Source organism: Nocardiopsis oceani (assembly GCF_054777395.1).
The window spans coordinates 106,007-122,532 of the sequence record NZ_BAAHAR010000024.1; the positions used below are offsets into that span (position 1 = coordinate 106,007).

The 16,526-nt window shown below is 70.7% G+C and carries 9 protein-coding genes and 2 pseudogenes; 4 read left to right on the top strand and 7 right to left on the bottom strand.

The genetic code is table 11. The features are described 5' to 3' along the window. Positions 1 to 212 precede the first annotated feature (212 nt). The 3 genes from ACYVDG_RS16020 to ACYVDG_RS16030 all read right to left on the bottom strand — a co-directional run bounded on the left by ACYVDG_RS16020 (position 213) and on the right by ACYVDG_RS16030 (position 6,044). On the bottom strand, positions 213 to 3,443 hold the full coding sequence (locus ACYVDG_RS16020; protein WP_460752448.1) for an NACHT domain-containing protein: 3,231 nt from the start codon (positions 3,441 to 3,443) through the stop codon (positions 213 to 215). 155 nt (positions 3,444 to 3,598) lie between these two features. Continuing rightward, the gene (locus tag ACYVDG_RS16025) at positions 3,599 to 4,273 is read right to left on the bottom strand and encodes a uracil-DNA glycosylase (RefSeq protein WP_460752451.1); all 675 of its coding nucleotides are present in this window, start codon (positions 4,271 to 4,273) and stop codon (positions 3,599 to 3,601) included. Between the two features lie 124 nt (positions 4,274 to 4,397). Continuing rightward, complete coding sequence (locus ACYVDG_RS16030) at positions 4,398 to 6,044, bottom strand: serine/threonine-protein kinase (RefSeq protein ID WP_460752454.1); 1,647 nt, start codon at positions 6,042 to 6,044, stop codon at positions 4,398 to 4,400. A gap of 162 nt (positions 6,045 to 6,206) precedes the next feature. On the opposite strand from ACYVDG_RS16030, the gene ACYVDG_RS16035 reads away from it, so the two are divergent. After that, on the top strand, positions 6,207 to 8,717 hold the full coding sequence (locus ACYVDG_RS16035) for a protein kinase domain-containing protein (protein ID WP_460752457.1): 2,511 nt from the start codon (positions 6,207 to 6,209) through the stop codon (positions 8,715 to 8,717). A gap of 113 nt (positions 8,718 to 8,830) precedes the next feature. Here the strand turns inward: ACYVDG_RS16035 and ACYVDG_RS16040 are convergent, their stop codons facing one another. Both ACYVDG_RS16040 and yczE read right to left on the bottom strand, forming a co-directional pair. Continuing rightward, entirely contained in the window at positions 8,831 to 10,636 is a 1,806-nt protein-coding gene (locus tag ACYVDG_RS16040; protein WP_460752460.1) for a glycoside hydrolase family 15 protein, read from the bottom strand. Between the two features lie 502 nt (positions 10,637 to 11,138). Continuing rightward, positions 11,139 to 11,834 carry a membrane protein YczE gene (gene yczE, locus ACYVDG_RS16045; protein ID WP_460752463.1) on the bottom strand — a complete coding sequence of 232 codons (696 nt, stop codon included), beginning with the start codon at positions 11,832 to 11,834 and terminating at the stop codon, positions 11,139 to 11,141. 187 nt (positions 11,835 to 12,021) lie between these two features. Between yczE and yczR the strand changes: the two genes are divergently transcribed. Further along, the gene (gene yczR / locus ACYVDG_RS16050) at positions 12,022 to 13,482 is read left to right on the top strand and encodes a MocR-like transcription factor YczR (RefSeq protein WP_460752466.1); all 1,461 of its coding nucleotides are present in this window, start codon (positions 12,022 to 12,024) and stop codon (positions 13,480 to 13,482) included. Positions 13,483 to 13,548: 66 nt separating this feature from the next. On the opposite strand, the gene ACYVDG_RS16055 is transcribed toward yczR, so the two are convergent. Next, complete coding sequence (locus ACYVDG_RS16055) at positions 13,549 to 14,370, bottom strand: lysophospholipase (protein WP_460752469.1); 822 nt, start codon at positions 14,368 to 14,370, stop codon at positions 13,549 to 13,551. Between the two features lie 420 nt (positions 14,371 to 14,790). Here ACYVDG_RS16055 and moaA point away from each other — a divergent pair, with 420 nt between their 5' ends. Next, on the top strand, positions 14,791 to 15,798 hold the full coding sequence (gene moaA / locus ACYVDG_RS16060; protein WP_460752487.1) for a GTP 3',8-cyclase MoaA: 1,008 nt from the start codon (positions 14,791 to 14,793) through the stop codon (positions 15,796 to 15,798). 132 nt (positions 15,799 to 15,930) lie between these two features. Further along, positions 15,931 to 16,404: pseudogene (locus ACYVDG_RS16065) on the top strand (RtcB family protein); the annotation flags it as partial. Between the two features lie 20 nt (positions 16,405 to 16,424). Here the strand turns inward: ACYVDG_RS16065 and ACYVDG_RS16070 are convergent. Continuing rightward, a pseudogene (locus ACYVDG_RS16070) lies at positions 16,425 to 16,526 on the bottom strand (IS982 family transposase); the annotation flags it as partial.

A 16,526-nucleotide genomic window follows, 5' to 3' on the forward strand; every position in this document is an offset into this window, starting at 1 on the left:
TTCTGTGGATTCACCAGGGGGTGCGCACGGAAAGGGGCATTCTCATGCCAATGCCGGTCCGGTCCCGTGCGAAACCCAACGCTGTCATCTCTGACCTGCTGTATGTCTAACAGCCAGGGGTTTCGCGCGGAACCCGGAAACTGCCTATACACCCCATAGCCGAGTGCGTATGGGGTGCTGGCCCCGAGGCTGGTGCGTGCACCGGGGCCGGTTCAGGGCCCGGCGGAGCCGCTCTGTGCCTCGGACAGGCGCTCCGACCGGACCGGGACCGAGGGGTCGGTGGCGGGCGTGGACGAAGCGGCGCGCTCCGCGGCCTCCCACTTGCCGAGGAGCTTCCACGCGGGGATCCCGATGTGCGGCTCCAAGGCCTCCAAGAGGGTGTGCACGGAGACCCGGTCGACCTGCGGCCCTTCGACCATCCGCTCGCAGCCGCGCAGGTATGCGGTCACGGCCTGCTTCAGATCATCTTTTCCTGCCCCGTCCTCGGGCCACAGGTGCAGGTCCTCCAGTGCCTGGCGGAGAACGGTCAGCTCGACCCGGCCCAGCCCGGAGGTGGACAGCAGCCGCTCGTAACCGCGGATCCGCTCACCGATCCGGTCCGCCGGGACCAGGCCGATCGGCTCCAAACGCAGCCGCAGCACCTCGTGTGCCTCGACCCACGACTGGTTGGTCTCCCGGTCCGAGTACCAGGTCGCCAGGTCGTCGGAGACGGATCGCAGGTACGGGGTGAGGATCAGGGCCAGCCGCGAGGCCGTGCCGTTGGCGCGCATCGCCATCGACCGCAGCAGCCGGGCGGTGACCGTCCCGCTGGGCACCGTCACTTCGTACGGGTTGATGTTGGCCGGTTCACCGTCGGTGTCCGAGCGCAGTTCGAACCCCACGCACTCGCCGAGGTTGAAGGGCTCGCCCCGCTCGCGTTCCAGCACGGTCACGGGAGTCTCGCCCTCCCAGTAGCCCAGGTGGCGCAGGCGCATGGTGTCCAGGACCCCGAACCACTGGGCGGCGGGCAGGGCGCGCCACAGGGACACGGTGCGCCGCCAGTCCTGCCAGGGGTCCTGCCGGTCGGGGAAGAGGTCCGCCAGCTCGATGGGCTCGTCCCGAACCAGGACCAGCAGGGTGACCAGGTTCGCGGTGTAGCGGGCCTGGCGCTCCGTGACGGGCAGGCGCCGCGGTTCGTACTCGGCGAAGGAGCGGTTGGGTGCGGGGAAGGGCGCCTCCCGGAAGAGATCCAGCAGCAACTCCCCGAGTTCCTCGGCCAGTCCGGGCTCCACGGCGAAGCGCCGCCCAAGGAGTTCGTCGAGGAAGGCCACCACCTTGTCCCGGCCCGCGTAGGCCGCGAAGGAGGCCAGCGCGTACAGCTCGCCGTCGTCCAGGTGCGCGGCCGCCCGGCTCCGGCGCCGGGACGCTCGGGACCGGTCCTCGGCCAGCTCCTCCAACACCGCGACCACCGTACGGGCCACCAGGTACTCGCCGAAGGTCGCGTGCAGGAAGTCGAAGGCGCTGTTGGTGCCGTCGGTGGTCCGGGAGCGTGCTTCGTGGACGAAGAAGAACCGGCCCAGCACCTGGTGCGCGGGGGCGATCTGGCCGTGCAGGTCGGGGTGGTCCGGGCTCTCGGCGGCCTCGGGCATCAGGACTGCCAGGTCCTGGTCCAGCTCCTCGGCGCGCACGCTCTGGCGCCCCCGGGCGAACATCGCCATCGCGGCCACCTCCAGGCGCCGCAGCTCGTCCTCGACCGCCCGCTCCAGGTCCCGGCCGCCCAGGTGGGGCCGGTGCTTGTCCACCTCGCGCCGGGCGAACATCGTGAGGAGCCGTTCGTACAGTTCGCCGTGGGAGAGGGCCTCCGAGGCCTGGAGTAGGGCGTTGCCGTGGGCGTCGTAGATGAGCAGCATGAGCAGGAGCAGCGGCTGCTCGGCGAGGTCGCGGTAACGGAGCACTACCTGCGGGGTGAGGGGGCTCAGCCCGGACGCACCGAGGGCACCGGAGTTGGCCCGGTTCCACACGGCCAGCATTTGCTCGATCTGGCCGTCGTCGAAGGGCTCCAGGCGGATGACCGTGGTCAGGGACGGGAAGCGGGTCCGGTCGGCTACCAGGGTACGGCTGGTGACGATCACCGCGACCGGCTGGCCCATGTTCTCCTGCTTCTCCTGGAACTCCTGGACCCGTTCCAGGTAGTCGGAGCGGTCCACCCCGGTGGCCTGGAGGAGTTCGTCGAAGCCGTCCAGGATGATCACCGGCAGCGCACCGTCGGCGTCGTCGGACAGGTCCCGCCAGGAAACCGAGGTGTGCAGGTCGGCGGCGAGCCCTTCCTCGATCTGCGTGTGCAGCGGGGCGTTGGGGCTGACCGCTCGAAGCTCCACCCGGACGGGGAGGAAGTCCTCGGCGGGCAGCTGGGCGGCGAGCATCTCGGTGAACTTGGACTTGCCCGCACCGGGGTGGCCGAGGATGACCAGCGGATGCTCAGTGGCTCGCGGGTGCGTAACCAGGGACGCCACGAGCGACTGGAGGTCGCCCTGGACGGGGAAGTCCAGCCACCAGTCATCGCGTGCCGGACTACTGCTTTCATTGATCAGGGCGATTCGCCCCTGCGGCGGGATATAGGCCTGGCGGAGAGAGGGAAGCGCCAGACCGGAAGGAACGTCATCGGAGCGCAGGACAGGTCGGTTGAGTACCGCCTGGTATGAGGCCGCGAGTTCCTGTCTTCGTCGGGAGACGGGGCGTCTGGAACCGATACGGGATAGTTGTTCGTGTAGCTCCGCGAGGCCGGTACCGATCTCCTCCCGGGTGTTTTCGTGTTCGCTCGCGTCCAGCCACATCCCGAACTCCGGGACCTCGCCCCCCAACCGTCGCATGTTCCCGACCAGACGTTCGGCAGCCCTACTGGGCAGGACACGCTGGAAGCGCCTCATGAGGGGATGTTCCCGGGTGATCCGATGCCGTTCGGTCACTTCGAGTGCACAGACGAAGTCGGTGAAGGAGGCAGCGGCACCTCTCATCGGCATGACCGCCACCGAGCTATGTGATTTCCGGTTGCCGGTGTGCGTGATCGGAAACGATGGGTGCGGTCCGGGGAGCGCGACCAAGTGGTCGCGCAAGAGCGAGTACTGCTCCTCCGAAGTGATCTCCAGATCGTTCAGCCCGAAAGGCATCGCGACTTCCTCGAATATGTCCTCCGCGGCCTCGAAGAAGGTCGAGACCACCAGGATCTGGTGTGCCGCCTGGATCCTCTCCGTCCGGGACAGCCGACTCTCGCCCCTCAGCTTGCCGCCCAACCCCTCCAGAGCCTTACGTCCCTGGCTCACCAGCGCCCCGCGCACCCCGAACAGTCCGGGAACGCCCACCAGCCCCAACCCTCCGTCAGCCACCTTTTCCGCGAGGTCCAGCACCTTCGAGTCGTTCTTGCCGAGGATCCTCAGCGCGTCGCTGTAGCTGAGCCGTTTCGCCATCGGTTCGGGGCCTCTTCCGCATCCGGGGGGACGTGACAGGGGTGGGGGAACGCGGTCGGACCCGGCACCGGGGGGAGGGCCGAGTCCGCACGTCAGAAGGGGTTTCGCGACTATGAATGCATGTGGTGAGGGGTGCTCACGGAGCGTGTGATGCCTTACGGCAGCTGCCAGTTCACCGGTTCGGCGCCCTGGTTGGCCAGCAGCTCGTTGGTGGTGCTGAAGGGCTTGGAACCGAAGAAGCCGTTGCGCGCCGAGAACGGGCTCGGGTGCGTGGACTCCACGCACGGGATTCCCGGCATCATCGGCCGCAGGTTGCGGGCGTCGCGCCCCCACAGGATGGCGACGAGCGGGGTGCCGCGCTCGGCCAGCGCCCGGATGGCCTGCTCGGTGACGGCTTCCCAACCCTTGCCCCGGTGCGAACCGGCGTTGCCGGGGGAGACGGTCAGCACCCGGTTGAGCAGCAGCACACCCTGCCGGGCCCACGGCGTGAGGTCGCCGTTCGAAGGCATGGGTACCCCGAGGTCGTCGCCCATCTCCTGGTAGATGTTGCGCAGACTGGCGGGCAGCCGCACGTCCGGGGCGACGGAGAAGCTCAGCCCGACCGCGTTGCCGGGGGTCGGGTAGGGGTCCTGGCCCACGATGAGGACCCGCACGTCCTCGAAGGGCTGCTGGAAGGCGCGGAGGACGTGGTCCCCGGAGGGTAGGTAGGTGCGTCCGGCGGCCACCTCCTGGCGGAGGAAGTCGCCCATAGCGGCGATCTGCGGGGCGACCGGCTCCAGGGCCTTCGCCCAACCGCTGTCCATGATCTCGTTCAGGTCCCGTGTCGGCATGGCCAGCACCCTAGCGCCAGACAGGGACACCCAGACCCGTTTCGGACCATCCGTCCGAAGATCTCCGCCACACTGCCCCGGAGCTCCCCGTTGGGCGTACGGGGCCAAACAGCCGATTCCCCACTCAGTGGCGGGCGCGTAGTTGCCACCGGTGCAGGTGGGAGCGGATACCCCGGGTGCTGGGCGCGTCTGTGCCGTGCAATCCCTCGTGGTGGGCCAGCAGGGCCTCGTAGTGGCGGACCGCCTCGGTCACCTTTCCGGAGTGGCCCAGATACGCAGCCTGGTAGTGGCGGGCGCGCAGGGTGGCCGGGTCGTTGGCGCCGCGCAGCCGGACCAGGTCCGGGACCAGCTTTTCCAGGAGTTCCACGGCACGCTGCGGATCGCCGGACTCGCCGAGCTCGAAGGCCAGGTACAGCCGCGTGGTCTGCACCTTGTCCGAATCCGCACCGTGCGCGGCCACCAGGTCCGGGACCAGGTCCGCGTGGGTCCGGGCGGCCAGCCCGTGGTCGGTGGCCCGGCCGGCGTTCGTGGCCAGGTAGTACCGGGCCGCCAGGGACTCCGGGTGCTGGGGCCCGTACACGCGGACCAGGTCCGCCACCAACGGTTCGAAGGTCCGTACCGCGCGGGCGTGGCCACCGCTCTTTCCCGTCGCGTACGCCTCCCGGCGGCGGGCCCGCAGGGTGTCGGGGTGGTCCGGGCCGAAGGCGGAGGCGAGGAGCGGCAACAGGGTGCGCAGTTCCGCGGCGGCCCGGTCGTAGTCGCCCGCGTCCGCCCGTTCGCGTGCCGCCTCCACCAGCTCCCGCAGCCGGATCGGGTGCGCGTCGGTGCCCGAGGAGGACCGCTGCGGCGCTTCCTCCGTGTACGGAAGCGTGCGGGCCAGCCCCGGCACGGGGCCGCGGGCGGGGTTCACCGGTGGCAGGTACGGGGCCAGCCGGTCCCGGACCTCCTCTGCGTCGGCCGGACGGTCCTCGGGCCGTTTGGCCAGGAGTGCGCTGACCAGATCGGACAGGTCCGCCGGGATGTCGGGGCGCACAGCCGCGGCCGAGGGCGGCGGCTCACCGAGGTGCATCCGCAGCACCGCCAGGCGGTTGGGGTCCCGGAACGGCGGCTCCCCGGTCAGTAGCTGGTAGAGGATGGCGCCCAGCGAGTACAGGTCGCTTGGCCGGTCCACCCGGTCGCCGCGCACCTGCTCCGGCGACATGTACAGCGGGGTGCCCACCACCTGCCCCGTCCGGGTGATGCGCTCGCTGCGGGTGGCCGCGGTGAACGCCGCGATCCCGAAGTCCAGGACCTTGAGGGTGCCGTCACCCGTGCCCTCTTCGACCACCATCAGGTTGCCCGGCTTCACGTCGCGGTGCACGATCCCGGCTGCGTGCGCGGCACCCAGGCCCGAGGCGGCCTGGGACACCAGCGCGGCGGCCCGGCCCACCGGCAGCGGCCCGTCCTCCCGGAGCACCGAGGTCAGCGGACGGCCGGGCACGAGCTCCATCACGGCGAAGACCGGCCCGGCACCGCGCCCGTCGTCGGCGCCCTGGCCGAAGTCGTACAGGATCACCACGTTCGGATGCCCCGCCAACCGTGCGGTCACCCGGGCCTCACGGCGGAACCGGGCCACGACCTGGGCCGAGTCCACCCTGCCGGGCCGGATCAGCTTCACCGCCACCGGGCGGTCCAGCAGCTCGTCGACCGCGCGCCAGACCTCCCCCATGCCGCCCGCGCCAAGGCGGGAGAGGAGTCGGTAGCGGCCGTCCAGGACCCGTTCTTCCGGCACCCGCACCTCTCACCGTCGACCCGCGGCTGTGACCACTGTGCCCGTCCGGCCGTTTCCGGTCCCCCCGGGCACACAGGGCGTTAGCGTACAACTGCTGCCGCTACTGTGTTGGCAGCGCCGACGGAGCGCAAGTACCCCCTGTGTGGAATGAGTGACAGAGCCGTGAGCCTGAATCTCTACGTTGGTCCGGACCCCCATCCGGACAAGTACCGACTGGTCCGGTCGGTGGGGCGTGGCGGCGAGGCCACGCTCTACCTGGCCGAAGTCAGCCTGGCCGGACAGACCGAGCCGGTCGTGGTGAAGGTCCTCAACTCCGATGTCACCTCGAACGAGGAGCAGTTCGCCGAGCTCAGCGCCAAGTGGAGTGAGCAGGCCGAACTCCTGCGCTTCATCAACCGCCTCGGCGTGGTGGGTGTACGCGAGCACTTCGAGGGCGCACCGGAGCACCCGGCGGAGAGCCCGGACTCCTCCGGTGAGCGTGCCCTGTACCTGGTGATGAACTACGTCGAAGGCTTGGACCTGCGCGACTGGCGCGCCGAGAACGCCGTACAGGCTCCGCGCGGGCAACGCGAGGTGCTGCGCTACCTGGAACAGGTCGCCCAGGTGCTGGACATGCTCCACTCCGGGCGTGCCACCCCCTCCAAGCGTGTGGTGGTGCACGGCGACCTGTCGCCCGGCAACATCATGATCAGCGAAGAGGGCCAGGCCACCCTGGTGGACTTCGGGCTGAGCCGTATCGCGGCCCGGCACATGACCGCCCGCCCGTGGTTCACCCCGGGCTACGCGGCACCGGAGATCTTCAACGGGGAGTACTCGCCCGCCACCGACCGGTACGCCTTCGGGGCGATCGCCTTCTTCTCCCTGACCGGGGAGGACCCGCCGCCCGCGCCGGAGCAGTTGAGGGAGCGGATGGCCGGACTGCCGCTACTGATGGCGGCGGGGGACCGGCAGCGCGAGATCGTCATGAGCATGTTCTCCGCCGACCCCTCGGAGCGTCCGGAGACCTCGGAGTGGGTCCGGGCCCTGCGCTCGCTGGCTACCTCGGTGCCCTGGACCGGTCCGACAGCGGACCCGGGCGGCCCCACGGGTCCCGGGGAACCCGGTGACGCGGCCGGGGCGCTGGCGGGTGGAGCGCTGGCCGGGGGAGCACTGGCGGCCGCCGCCGCGGTGAGCCCGGAGGGCAAGGAGCCCGATCCCGCATCCGAGCCCGCGCCTGAGGCTGTTTCCGGGGCCGCCCCGGGAAGCCCGGACGCGGACACGGTGACCGACGGGACGCGGCTGGGTGAGGGTTCCGCGGAGCCCGAGGTGACGGGGCCGGACGCTCCGCCCCAAGGTAAGCGCTTCTCCGGGCCCGCTCCGGAGAGCGGACCCGCCGTCGACCCCGCCGTCGACCCCGACGCCGACACCGACCCCGACTCCGCTTCCGAGCCGGGGGTCGAGGACATGTCCAAGCGGCCCGTCGGCGGGATGCGCGGTAGCCCCAGCAGCCAGGCCCCGGAACCGCAGGAACAGCCGGATCCGCGGGAGCAGACGGAGCCCGGGCCCCAGTCCGGTCCGCCGTCCGCACCGCCGAGTGCGCCCGTGGGCGGGCCGTCCGCCCCGGGCAGCGCCCCGTACCCCGGTGGCGCCTCCGGTCCGGGGCAGCCGCCCGGAGGAGGGCCCCCGTACGGGCCCGGGGGTCAGCAGCCCCGCCCCACCGGACCGCCTCCCCAGGGCGCCGCCTACAGCGGACCGGCCCCGGGCGGGCCGGTACCCGGCGGCCCCGGGCAGGGCGGGCCCCGTCCTCCGAGCGGTCCCCCGCACGGTGGGCCGCCGCAGAGCGGTCCGGTGCCGCCCCCGGGCGGCCCGATGCCCCCCGGTTCCGTGCACAGCGGCCCCGCTCCCGGCGGGCCGGGCGGCAACAACGGCCCCAACACCACCGCGGCCTTCGCGTCACAGCCCGCCCCGCCGCCCACCGAAGCCGCCACCGACAGGCCCGAGCGCCGCTCACGCAAGCCCCTGATGGTGGGGATGGCGATCCTCGCGGTCGTGTTCATGCTGGTCGGCAGCGGCGCCACCTACCTGGTCATCGACCGGGTCATCCCGGCTTTCTCCGAATCCGACGAACCGGTGGAGGCCGCCGACGCGGCCACCGAGAACGCCCCCGAGCCCACGGAAGAGCTCGAACCCTCGCCGACCCCCACTCCCACCCCCACCGGGTCCGAGGACGACCCCTCCGCGGACCCCACCGAAGGTCCCTCGGAGGACCCCTCGGCCGACCCGTCAGACGAGGGCGAGCGCCTGCTCACCCAGCTGGACCCGGTCGAAACCAACTACGGGATCTGGGAACCCGACCGTGCCGAGTTGAACGGTGAGGTCCACAACCGGGTACTGCTCGCGGCCGACAGCTGCGGGGGAGCGTGCGATACGGCCTGGGCCGAGTACAACCTCAGCCGTTCGTGGGACACCTTCACCGCCACCATCGGCCTGGACGACAACTCACGGTCCGACGAGAGCGTCACCTTCACCGTCTACGTCGAGGGCGACGCCGTCGTCACCGAGACCCTTGGCCTGGGGGAGACCATCGAGGTCCAGGCAGATGTCAGCGACGTGCTGCGCATGCGCTTGGATGTCGAGCTCAGCGGGACCGAGGTCTTCCCCGTCTGGTCCGAGCCCACCTTGACCGCTGACTGACCGCGGCCCCGCCTCAGCGGCCCGACACGGCGAACGCCCCGCGCACATGCGCGGGGCGTTCGTGGTGGGAGGAGAAGTCGCTGGGAGGGGTGCTCGGTCACGCTGCTCTTCGGTTACTCGGCGCGCCAGCCGCCCTGCCGGTCGGCGAGGTTGAGCGCCGTGGTCACCAGGGGCACGTGGCTGAAGGCCTGGGGGAAGTTGCCCACCTGGCGGCCGTCGCGGGGGTCCCACTCCTCGGCGAGCAGCCCGACGTCGTTGCGCAGGGCCAGCAGCCGTTCGAACAGTTCCCTGGCCTCGTCCTGTCGGCCGATGGACAGCAGGGCGTTGGCCATCCAGAAACTGCACGCCAGGAAGGCGCCTTCGTCGCCGGGCAGCTGGTCGGCGGAGTTCTCCAGGTCCGTGCGGTAACGCAGCACGAAACCGTCCACCATCAGGTCCTTGCGGACCGCCTCGATGGTGCCGATCACGCGGGGGTCGTCGTAGGGGAGGAAGCCGACCTCGGGGATGAGCAGCAGCGCGGCGTCCAGCTCCTTGCTGCCGTAGTACTGGGTGAAGGTGTTGCGCTGCGGGTCGTAGCCGTACTCGCACACCTCGGCGTGGATGGTGTCGCGCAGGGCCGTCCACCGCTCTATGGGGCCCTCCTTGCCGAACTCCTCGATGCTGCGCACGGCGCGGTCGGCGGCCACCCAGGCCATGACCTTGGAGTGCACGAAGTGCTGGCGGGGGCCGCGCACCTCCCACAGGCCCTCGTCCGGCTCGTCCCAGCACCACTCCAGGTAGTTCACCAGGGACCGCTGGAGCCCCCACAGGTAGTCGCCGCCCCTGATACCCGAGCGGCGGGCCAGGTGCAGCACGTCCATGACCTCGCCGTACACGTCCAGTTGGTACTGGCCCACTGCGGCGTTGCCGACCCGGACCGGGCTCGACCCCTCGTATCCGGGCAGCCAGTCGGCCTCCCACTCGGTGAGGCGCCGCTCGCCCCGGATGCCGTACATGATCTGCATCAGCTGGGGCTCACCCGCGACGGCGCGGACCAGCCACTCGCGCCAGGCCTGCGCCTCGTCGGTGTACCCGGAGCGGATCAGCGCCTCCAGCGTGATGGTCGCGTCGCGCAGCCAGCAGTACCGGTAGTCCCAGTTGCGGACCCCGCCGATCTCCTCGGGCAGGGACGTGGTCGGGGCGGCGACGATCCCGCCGGTGGGCCGGTAGGTGAGGCCCTTCAACGTGATGAGGGAGCGCACGACCGCGTCGCGGTAGGGGCCGTCGTAGGTGCACTGCTCCACCCACTTCTCCCAGAAGCGCTCGGTGCGCGAGAGGGCCTTCTCCGCGTCCAGGTGCTCGGACTCCTCCACCTGGGAGGGGTGCCAGGTCATCACGAAGGGCACGCGCTGGCCCTCGGTGACGTTGAAGGTGGCGTCGTGGGTGAAGTTGTGGCCCTGGAGGACCACGGGGGTGCTCAGCCAGATCGCGTCGGGGCCGGCGATGGCCACCAGTTCGGCGCCGGAGCGGTGCACCCAGGGGACGACGTGGCCGTAGTCGAACCGGATGCGCATCGCGGTGCTCATCCGCACCGAACCGCGCAGCCCCTCCACGATCCGCACGATGTGGGGGGCGCCGCCGCGGGGCGGCATGAAGTCGATGACCCGCACCGAACCGGTGTCGGTGTCCCATTCCTGTTCCAGGACGAGGGTTTCGCCCCGGTACCGGCGCCGGTCCGCCTTCGGTTCGCCGTCGGCGGGGCGCAGGGTCCAGCAGCCGTTCTGTTCGTCGCCGAGCAGCGCGGAGAAACAGGCGGAGGAGTCGAAATCGGGCAGGCACGCCCAGTCGATGGAACCGTCACGCCCGACCAGCGCGGCGGTCTGCATGTCGCCGATCATTGCGTAGTCTTCAATCCAACCGGGCACGCGGCTCACCCCCATCACATCTGTATACGTCGTCGCGGTAGCGCGAGTCGCCCCGTTGGCACGGGGTGCGTCGCACCCTCGCGAACCGCCGCGCACGCCCGTGTGCGCGCCCCGTCGGGGTCTGTCGGGGTCTGCCACCCGACCCGCCTCCTGGTCGGGGCGCCGTTCGGTCATATCGCTCCCGGGCCGACCGCTGCTCTGTACCCGGTTATGTGCCCAGGTGCGGGCAGCCGAAAAGAACGGTCGAGGAAAGCGCCCGAACCCGGGCCTTGCCGTTTACCGCGGTGCCTATCTTCCACGCTCCACGGGCGCCTGGCTACCCGCATATGCACGTGCATCGGAATGTGCTGCGAGGTATGTCAGGGAATGGGGAGTTCTGTTCGGCAGAAGTTATGGCGCGGTGATCAAGTTCCGCCGCGGGCCTCCCATAACCGGATGGCCCGCGGGTGGCAGCGCAGACGCCCCGTGAACGACACAGCAGGCGGCCCGTGGGCGGGGCGCGATGCACCGCGCCCGGCTAACGGCCGGACGGCGCGCGGTTTTCCGGTGCCTGCTCGGGCATCCGCATCAGCGGCAGGAACACCTGGGCCAGGGGCCCGATCGCCACCATGAACACCAAGGTGCCCACGCCGACCGTTCCACCAAGGAGGAACCCGGACAGCGCCACGGTCACCTCGATGAGGGTGCGCGCCAGCCGGATCGACAGCCCGCGTCCGGCCAGGCCGGTCATCAGCCCGTCGCGCGGCCCCGGGCCCAGCCCCACCCCGATGTAGCAGCCGGTGGCGATCGCGCACACCAGTACGCCTAGGACCAGCAGCAGCACCCGGAGCGGCAGGGAGTCGGTGGCGGGCAGCAGCCACAGGGACAGGTCCACGGACACCCCCACCACGATCACGTTGCTCAGGGTGCCCAGTCCGGCCTTCTGGCGCAGCGGGATCCACAGCAGCATCAGCAGGGCGCCCACGAGTACGCTCCACGTGCCGATCGACAGTCCCGTCTGCAACGACAGCCCTTGGTGCAGGACGTCCCAGGGCATCGCACCCAGGTCGGAGCGGATGAGCAGGGCGCCGCTGAGGCCGTACAGGTACAGGCCGAAGTAGAGCTGGACGAGTCGGCGCAGCCGGGGGCGCGGCAGGACCGGCGTGATCAGGATGCGCTGGACCAGGGTGTGGGCCAGGGCTGGGAACCCGTTGCGCGGGGACTGCTCGGACACCGGTGACCTCTTTCTCGGCTCTCGCTTCTCGGATGGCGTTGGCTCGGGTGGCCCAGAAAATTCATGGGGTGGTTGGATGACAAGCCACATGGGGGGCCACATCGGTATCGTGGACCAAAGGTCGTCGGGAGAGAAGAGCCAATCCCGACAACTGGCCTGAATCCGTCCCTATCGAGGTGCACATCACATGGCGAGGCAGCGCAGCGACCGGCCCGGAACCGGCGGCGGAACACGGCGGATCAACGGACGCCTGCTCGCCCGGCTGATCGGCGAGGCACCCGTCGAACGCCCCTACTACCTCGCGATCGCGCGCTCCGTGAGCGGGCTCGTTCTGGACGGGCGCGTCCCCACGCACACCCGGCTGCCCGCCGAACGCGACCTCGCCACCGCCCTGGGAGTCAGCCGCAACACCGTCACCGCCGCCTACGCCTGGCTGCGCGACAACAGCTTCCTCGACAGCAGGCAGGGCGCGGGCAGCTGGACCGTCCTGCCGGACTCCGGTACCCGCGACCCCTCCCCGTTCGCCCCCGCCGCCGAGCACATCGACCTCGGCGTGGCCGCGCCCCCGGCGATCGAGGGGCTGCGCGAGGCCTCGTTCCACGCCTCTGAACAGCTCGCCGCGCACGTGGGCGGCATGGGCTACTACCCCTACGGCCTGCCCGAACTGCGCCACGCCATCGCCCGCCGCTACGTCGAGCGCGGGCTGCCCACCACCCCCGAACAGATCTTCGTCACCAACGGAGCCCAACAGGGCATCACCTTGGCCATGGAACTCCTGGTCCAGCAGGGTGACGAGGTCCTGCTGGAGTCACCCACCTACCCGCACGGTTTGGACGCCGCCCGCCGCAACGGCGCGCGGATCCGCACCACGGGGGTGACCCCGCAGGGCTGGGACATGGAGTACTTGGTGGACGCCTTCCGCCAGTGGAAACCGGCCCTGGCGTACATGATCCCGGACTTCCACAACCCGACCGGCGCGCTCATGCACGACGACGAGCGGCGGGTCCTGGTCCGCGAGGCCCGCCGCGCCGGCGCCCACATGATCATCGACGAGTCCGCCGCCGAGCTGGCCATCGATTCCGGGGACCTGCCCACGCCGGTAGCCGCGCACGACACCGACGGACGGGTGATGACCGTGGGTTCGGTGGCGAAGCTGCTGTGGGGCGGTCTGCGGGTCGGCTGGGTGCGCACCACCCCGCCGATGGTCTCCCGGCTCATGGCGGTGCGCCAGCGCTTCGATCTGGCGGGTTCGGTACACGACCAGCTCATCGCGACCCACCTCCTCGCCGACGTGCTGCGGATCCGCGCCGAACGCAGCCGCCAGCTGCGCCGCAACCGGGACGCGCTGCTCAACGTCCTGCGCGACCGGCTGCCCGACTGGCGGCCCAGCGTGCCCGGCGGAGGGCTCGTCCTGTGGGCGTCCCTGCCCCAGCCCGTGGCGACCTCGTTGGCGACCGCCGCGGTCCGTCACGGCGTGCACCCGGCGGCCGGGCCGGTGTTCGGTGCCGACGGCACACTGGAGCGCTATCTGCGCCTGGCCTACACCCGGCCGCCGGACGTGCTGGCCGACGCGGTGGAGCGGTTGGCCGCGGCCTACGGCGAGACCCTCGCTCACCCCGCACCACCGCGCGGGCAGCTTTACGTCTGAGGGGGCCGCGCGCGGCGGCCAGCGGTTGCCGACAACCTGCTGGCAGTCACGTGCCGGAGGCCTCGGTCAGAGGGCGAACCGCCGGGCGAAGCGGACGACCTCGGCGATCACCTCGTCGCGATTGGTTTCGTTGAACACCTCGTGCCGGGCCCCGGGGAAGATCCGCACGGTCAGGTCCTCGCCCGCCACCGCCTCGATACCGATCTTGGTGTCGGTCACTGGGACGAGCTTGTCCTCGTGCCCGTGCACCCACAGCAGTGGCAGGGAACCGAGACCGCCCGAAGCGTTGCCCCGCTCCAGCTCGGTGAGCAGGGCGTTGACGGTGGGGCGCTTGAAGGGGCCGTGCCAGACCAGTTCGTCGGCCACGTACGCCTCGCCGACGGACGGGTCGCGCGAGAGGGTCGCGGGGTCGATGGGGGCGTCGGGGATCTGCTCGGCGGCGGAGATCTGCTCCAGCGCCGTCCAACGGCCCAGAACCGGCCCGGACAGGGCCAGTGCCTGCACGGCCCCCGGGTGGACCTGGGCGTAGCGGGTGGCGATCAGGCCGCCCATGGAGTGGCCGATCAGGACCAGGGGGAGGCTCCGGTAGGCGGTCCGGGCCTGGGTGACGACGCGGTGCACGTCCTCGACCACGCCCGCGTAGTCGTCGATGAGCACCCGCTCACCGGAGGACTGGCCGTGTCCTCGGTGGTCGGCGCCGTAGACCACCGCGCCCGCCGCGCACAGGTCCGCGGCGACCTGGTGGTAGCGGCCGAGGTGCTCCCCGTAGCCGTGCACCAGCACGGCCAGCCAGGTCGGTTCGCCTTCGGTGGGCGCCCAGGCCCGGGCCGCCAGCTTCCCGGACCCGTCGGGGCCTCCTGCCAGGCCCCACTCACGTGTGCTGATCACCGTGTCCTGCCTCCTCGCCGTTGTGTGCGTCTGCGACGATCGGGTGGTCGCCGCTGGCCCGGTCACCTTAGAACATCGCTCGCGGGGCGGACGGTGGCCGCCGCGCCACCGCGGACACGGCGAGCACGTGACCTTGGGAGCGGGGAGTGGGGAGCGGGGGAGACCCACGGGGCATGAGCGGAGCGTGTCACGCACCCCGAGCGCGTGCATCGCCTGGATAACGATCGTCGGCGCGGTCTTGGTTCAACGCCCAGGCGCACAAGGGATTTCTCGTATTCCCTAACGAAATACACCAAAAGGTGTGATCAAGGCTACTCACCGTGAATCTGGATCTTCTACGCTTAAGAGTGGGTATCCCTCGAGTGGGCGTACTTTGTGTACTGTCTACTCGGCAATTCAGACTGGAGAGGGGTGACGCCCGTGCTGGCCGACTCCTACGGCCGCGTGGCTACAGACCTGCGCGTGTCGCTCACCGACCGCTGCAACCTCAGGTGCACGTACTGCATGCCACCTGAAGGGTTGGAGTGGCTGCCCAAGCCGGAACTGCTCACCGACGACGAACTCCTCCGCCTGATCCGTATCGGAACCACCCGCCTCGGGATCGACGAGATCCGCTTCACCGGCGGCGAACCCCTGCTCCGGAGAGGTCTGCCCGGCATCATCGCGGGCAGCACCGAACTCACGCCCCGGCCGCACACCGCACTCACCACCAACGCGATCGGGCTCACCCGGATGGCGCCCGCCCTCGCCGAAGCCGGACTCGACCGGGTCAACGTCTCACTGGACACCCTCGACCCCGTGGTGTTCGAGAAACTCGCCCGACGCCGCCGCCTCGACGACACCCTCGAGGGCATCGCCGCCGCCGCGGAGGCCGGACTCACGCCCGTGAAGATCAACACCGTGCTCATGCGCGACATGAACGACCACGAGGCACCCGCACTCCTCCGCTACTGCCTGGAGCGCGGCTACGAACTCCGGTTCATCGAACAGATGCCCTTGGACGCCCAGCACGGCTGGCGCCGCGACACCATGATCACCGCCGACGAGATCCTCCAGAAACTCGAAGCCGAATTCGACCTCGAGCCCGCCGACGCCGAGACCCGCGGTAGCGCCCCGGCCGAACTCTTCTATGTCCGAGGTGCCACCTTCCCCAACGGCAAGCCCGCCACCGTCGGTGTCATCGGCTCGGTCACCCGCCCCTTCTGCGGCGCCTGCGACCGGGTCCGGCTCACCGCCGACGGCCAGATCCGCAACTGCCTCTTCGCGCGCGAGGAATCCGACCTGCGCTCCCCGCTGCGCGAGGGCGCCACCGACGAGGAGATCGCAGAGCGCTGGAAGGCCGCCGTCGCCACCAAACTCCCCGGCCACGGCATCAACGACCCCAGCTTCCTACAGCCGGCCCGACCCATGTCCGCGATCGGCGGCTGACCGGAGCGCAGCCCAAGCGCCCGGCCCACCTTGGCCGGGAAAACCCGGTTGCCTGCCCCCGACCCCGTCTGGCTTGATGGCCCCTGGGCGCACACCGCGTCCAGGGGCTCGACGGAAACGGGAGGTGGCCCCATGACGCACACCGAAGTCCCCGGGGCACGCGTCCCCATCCGCATGTGGGCCGACCCCGCACAGGTCGACCCCGCCGCCATAGACCAGCTCCAGAACGTCACCCGCATGCCCTGGATACACGGGCTGGCCGTCATGCCCGACGTCCACTACGGCAAGGGCGCCACGGTCGGCTCCGTCATCGCCATGCGCGACGCGGTCAGCCCGGCCGCTGTCGGGGTCGACATCGGATGCGGCATGACCGCGGTCCGTACCGGCCTGACCGCCGACCGCCTGCCCGACAACCTGCGCCCGCTGCGCTCCGCCCTGGAAGCCGCCATCCCGGTGGGCTTCCACTCCCACGACGAACCCGTCGACCCCGCCACCGTCCCCGGCCTGCGCAGCACCGGCTGGGACGGATTCTGGAGCGGATTGGACGACCTGGCCACCGCCGTGCACCACCGGCACAGCCGCGCCCAGCGCCAGATGGGCACCCTAGATGATTGAGTCCGATGTCTTCAGTGGTCGTAGGCGATCAGGGACCGCTTGACGGGGGCGTTGGTCTCCCAGTTGTGCCAGATCGCCGCGGCCATGGCCAGCAGGCGCTGTGCGGTACGGGC

Bases quoted from the DNA above. Each gene is read 5' to 3' on its own strand.
- ACYVDG_RS16020 (WP_460752448.1), bottom strand. From the start codon at position 3,443: ATGGCGAAACGGCTCAGCTACAGCGACGCGCTGAGGATCCTCGGCAAG.
- ACYVDG_RS16025 (WP_460752451.1), bottom strand. From the start codon at position 4,273: ATGCCGACACGGGACCTGAACGAGATCATGGACAGCGGTTGGGCGAAG.
- ACYVDG_RS16040 (WP_460752460.1), bottom strand. From the start codon at position 10,636: ATGGGGGTGAGCCGCGTGCCCGGTTGGATTGAAGACTACGCAATGATC.
- yczR (WP_460752466.1), top strand. From the start codon at position 12,022: ATGGCGAGGCAGCGCAGCGACCGGCCCGGAACCGGCGGCGGAACACGG.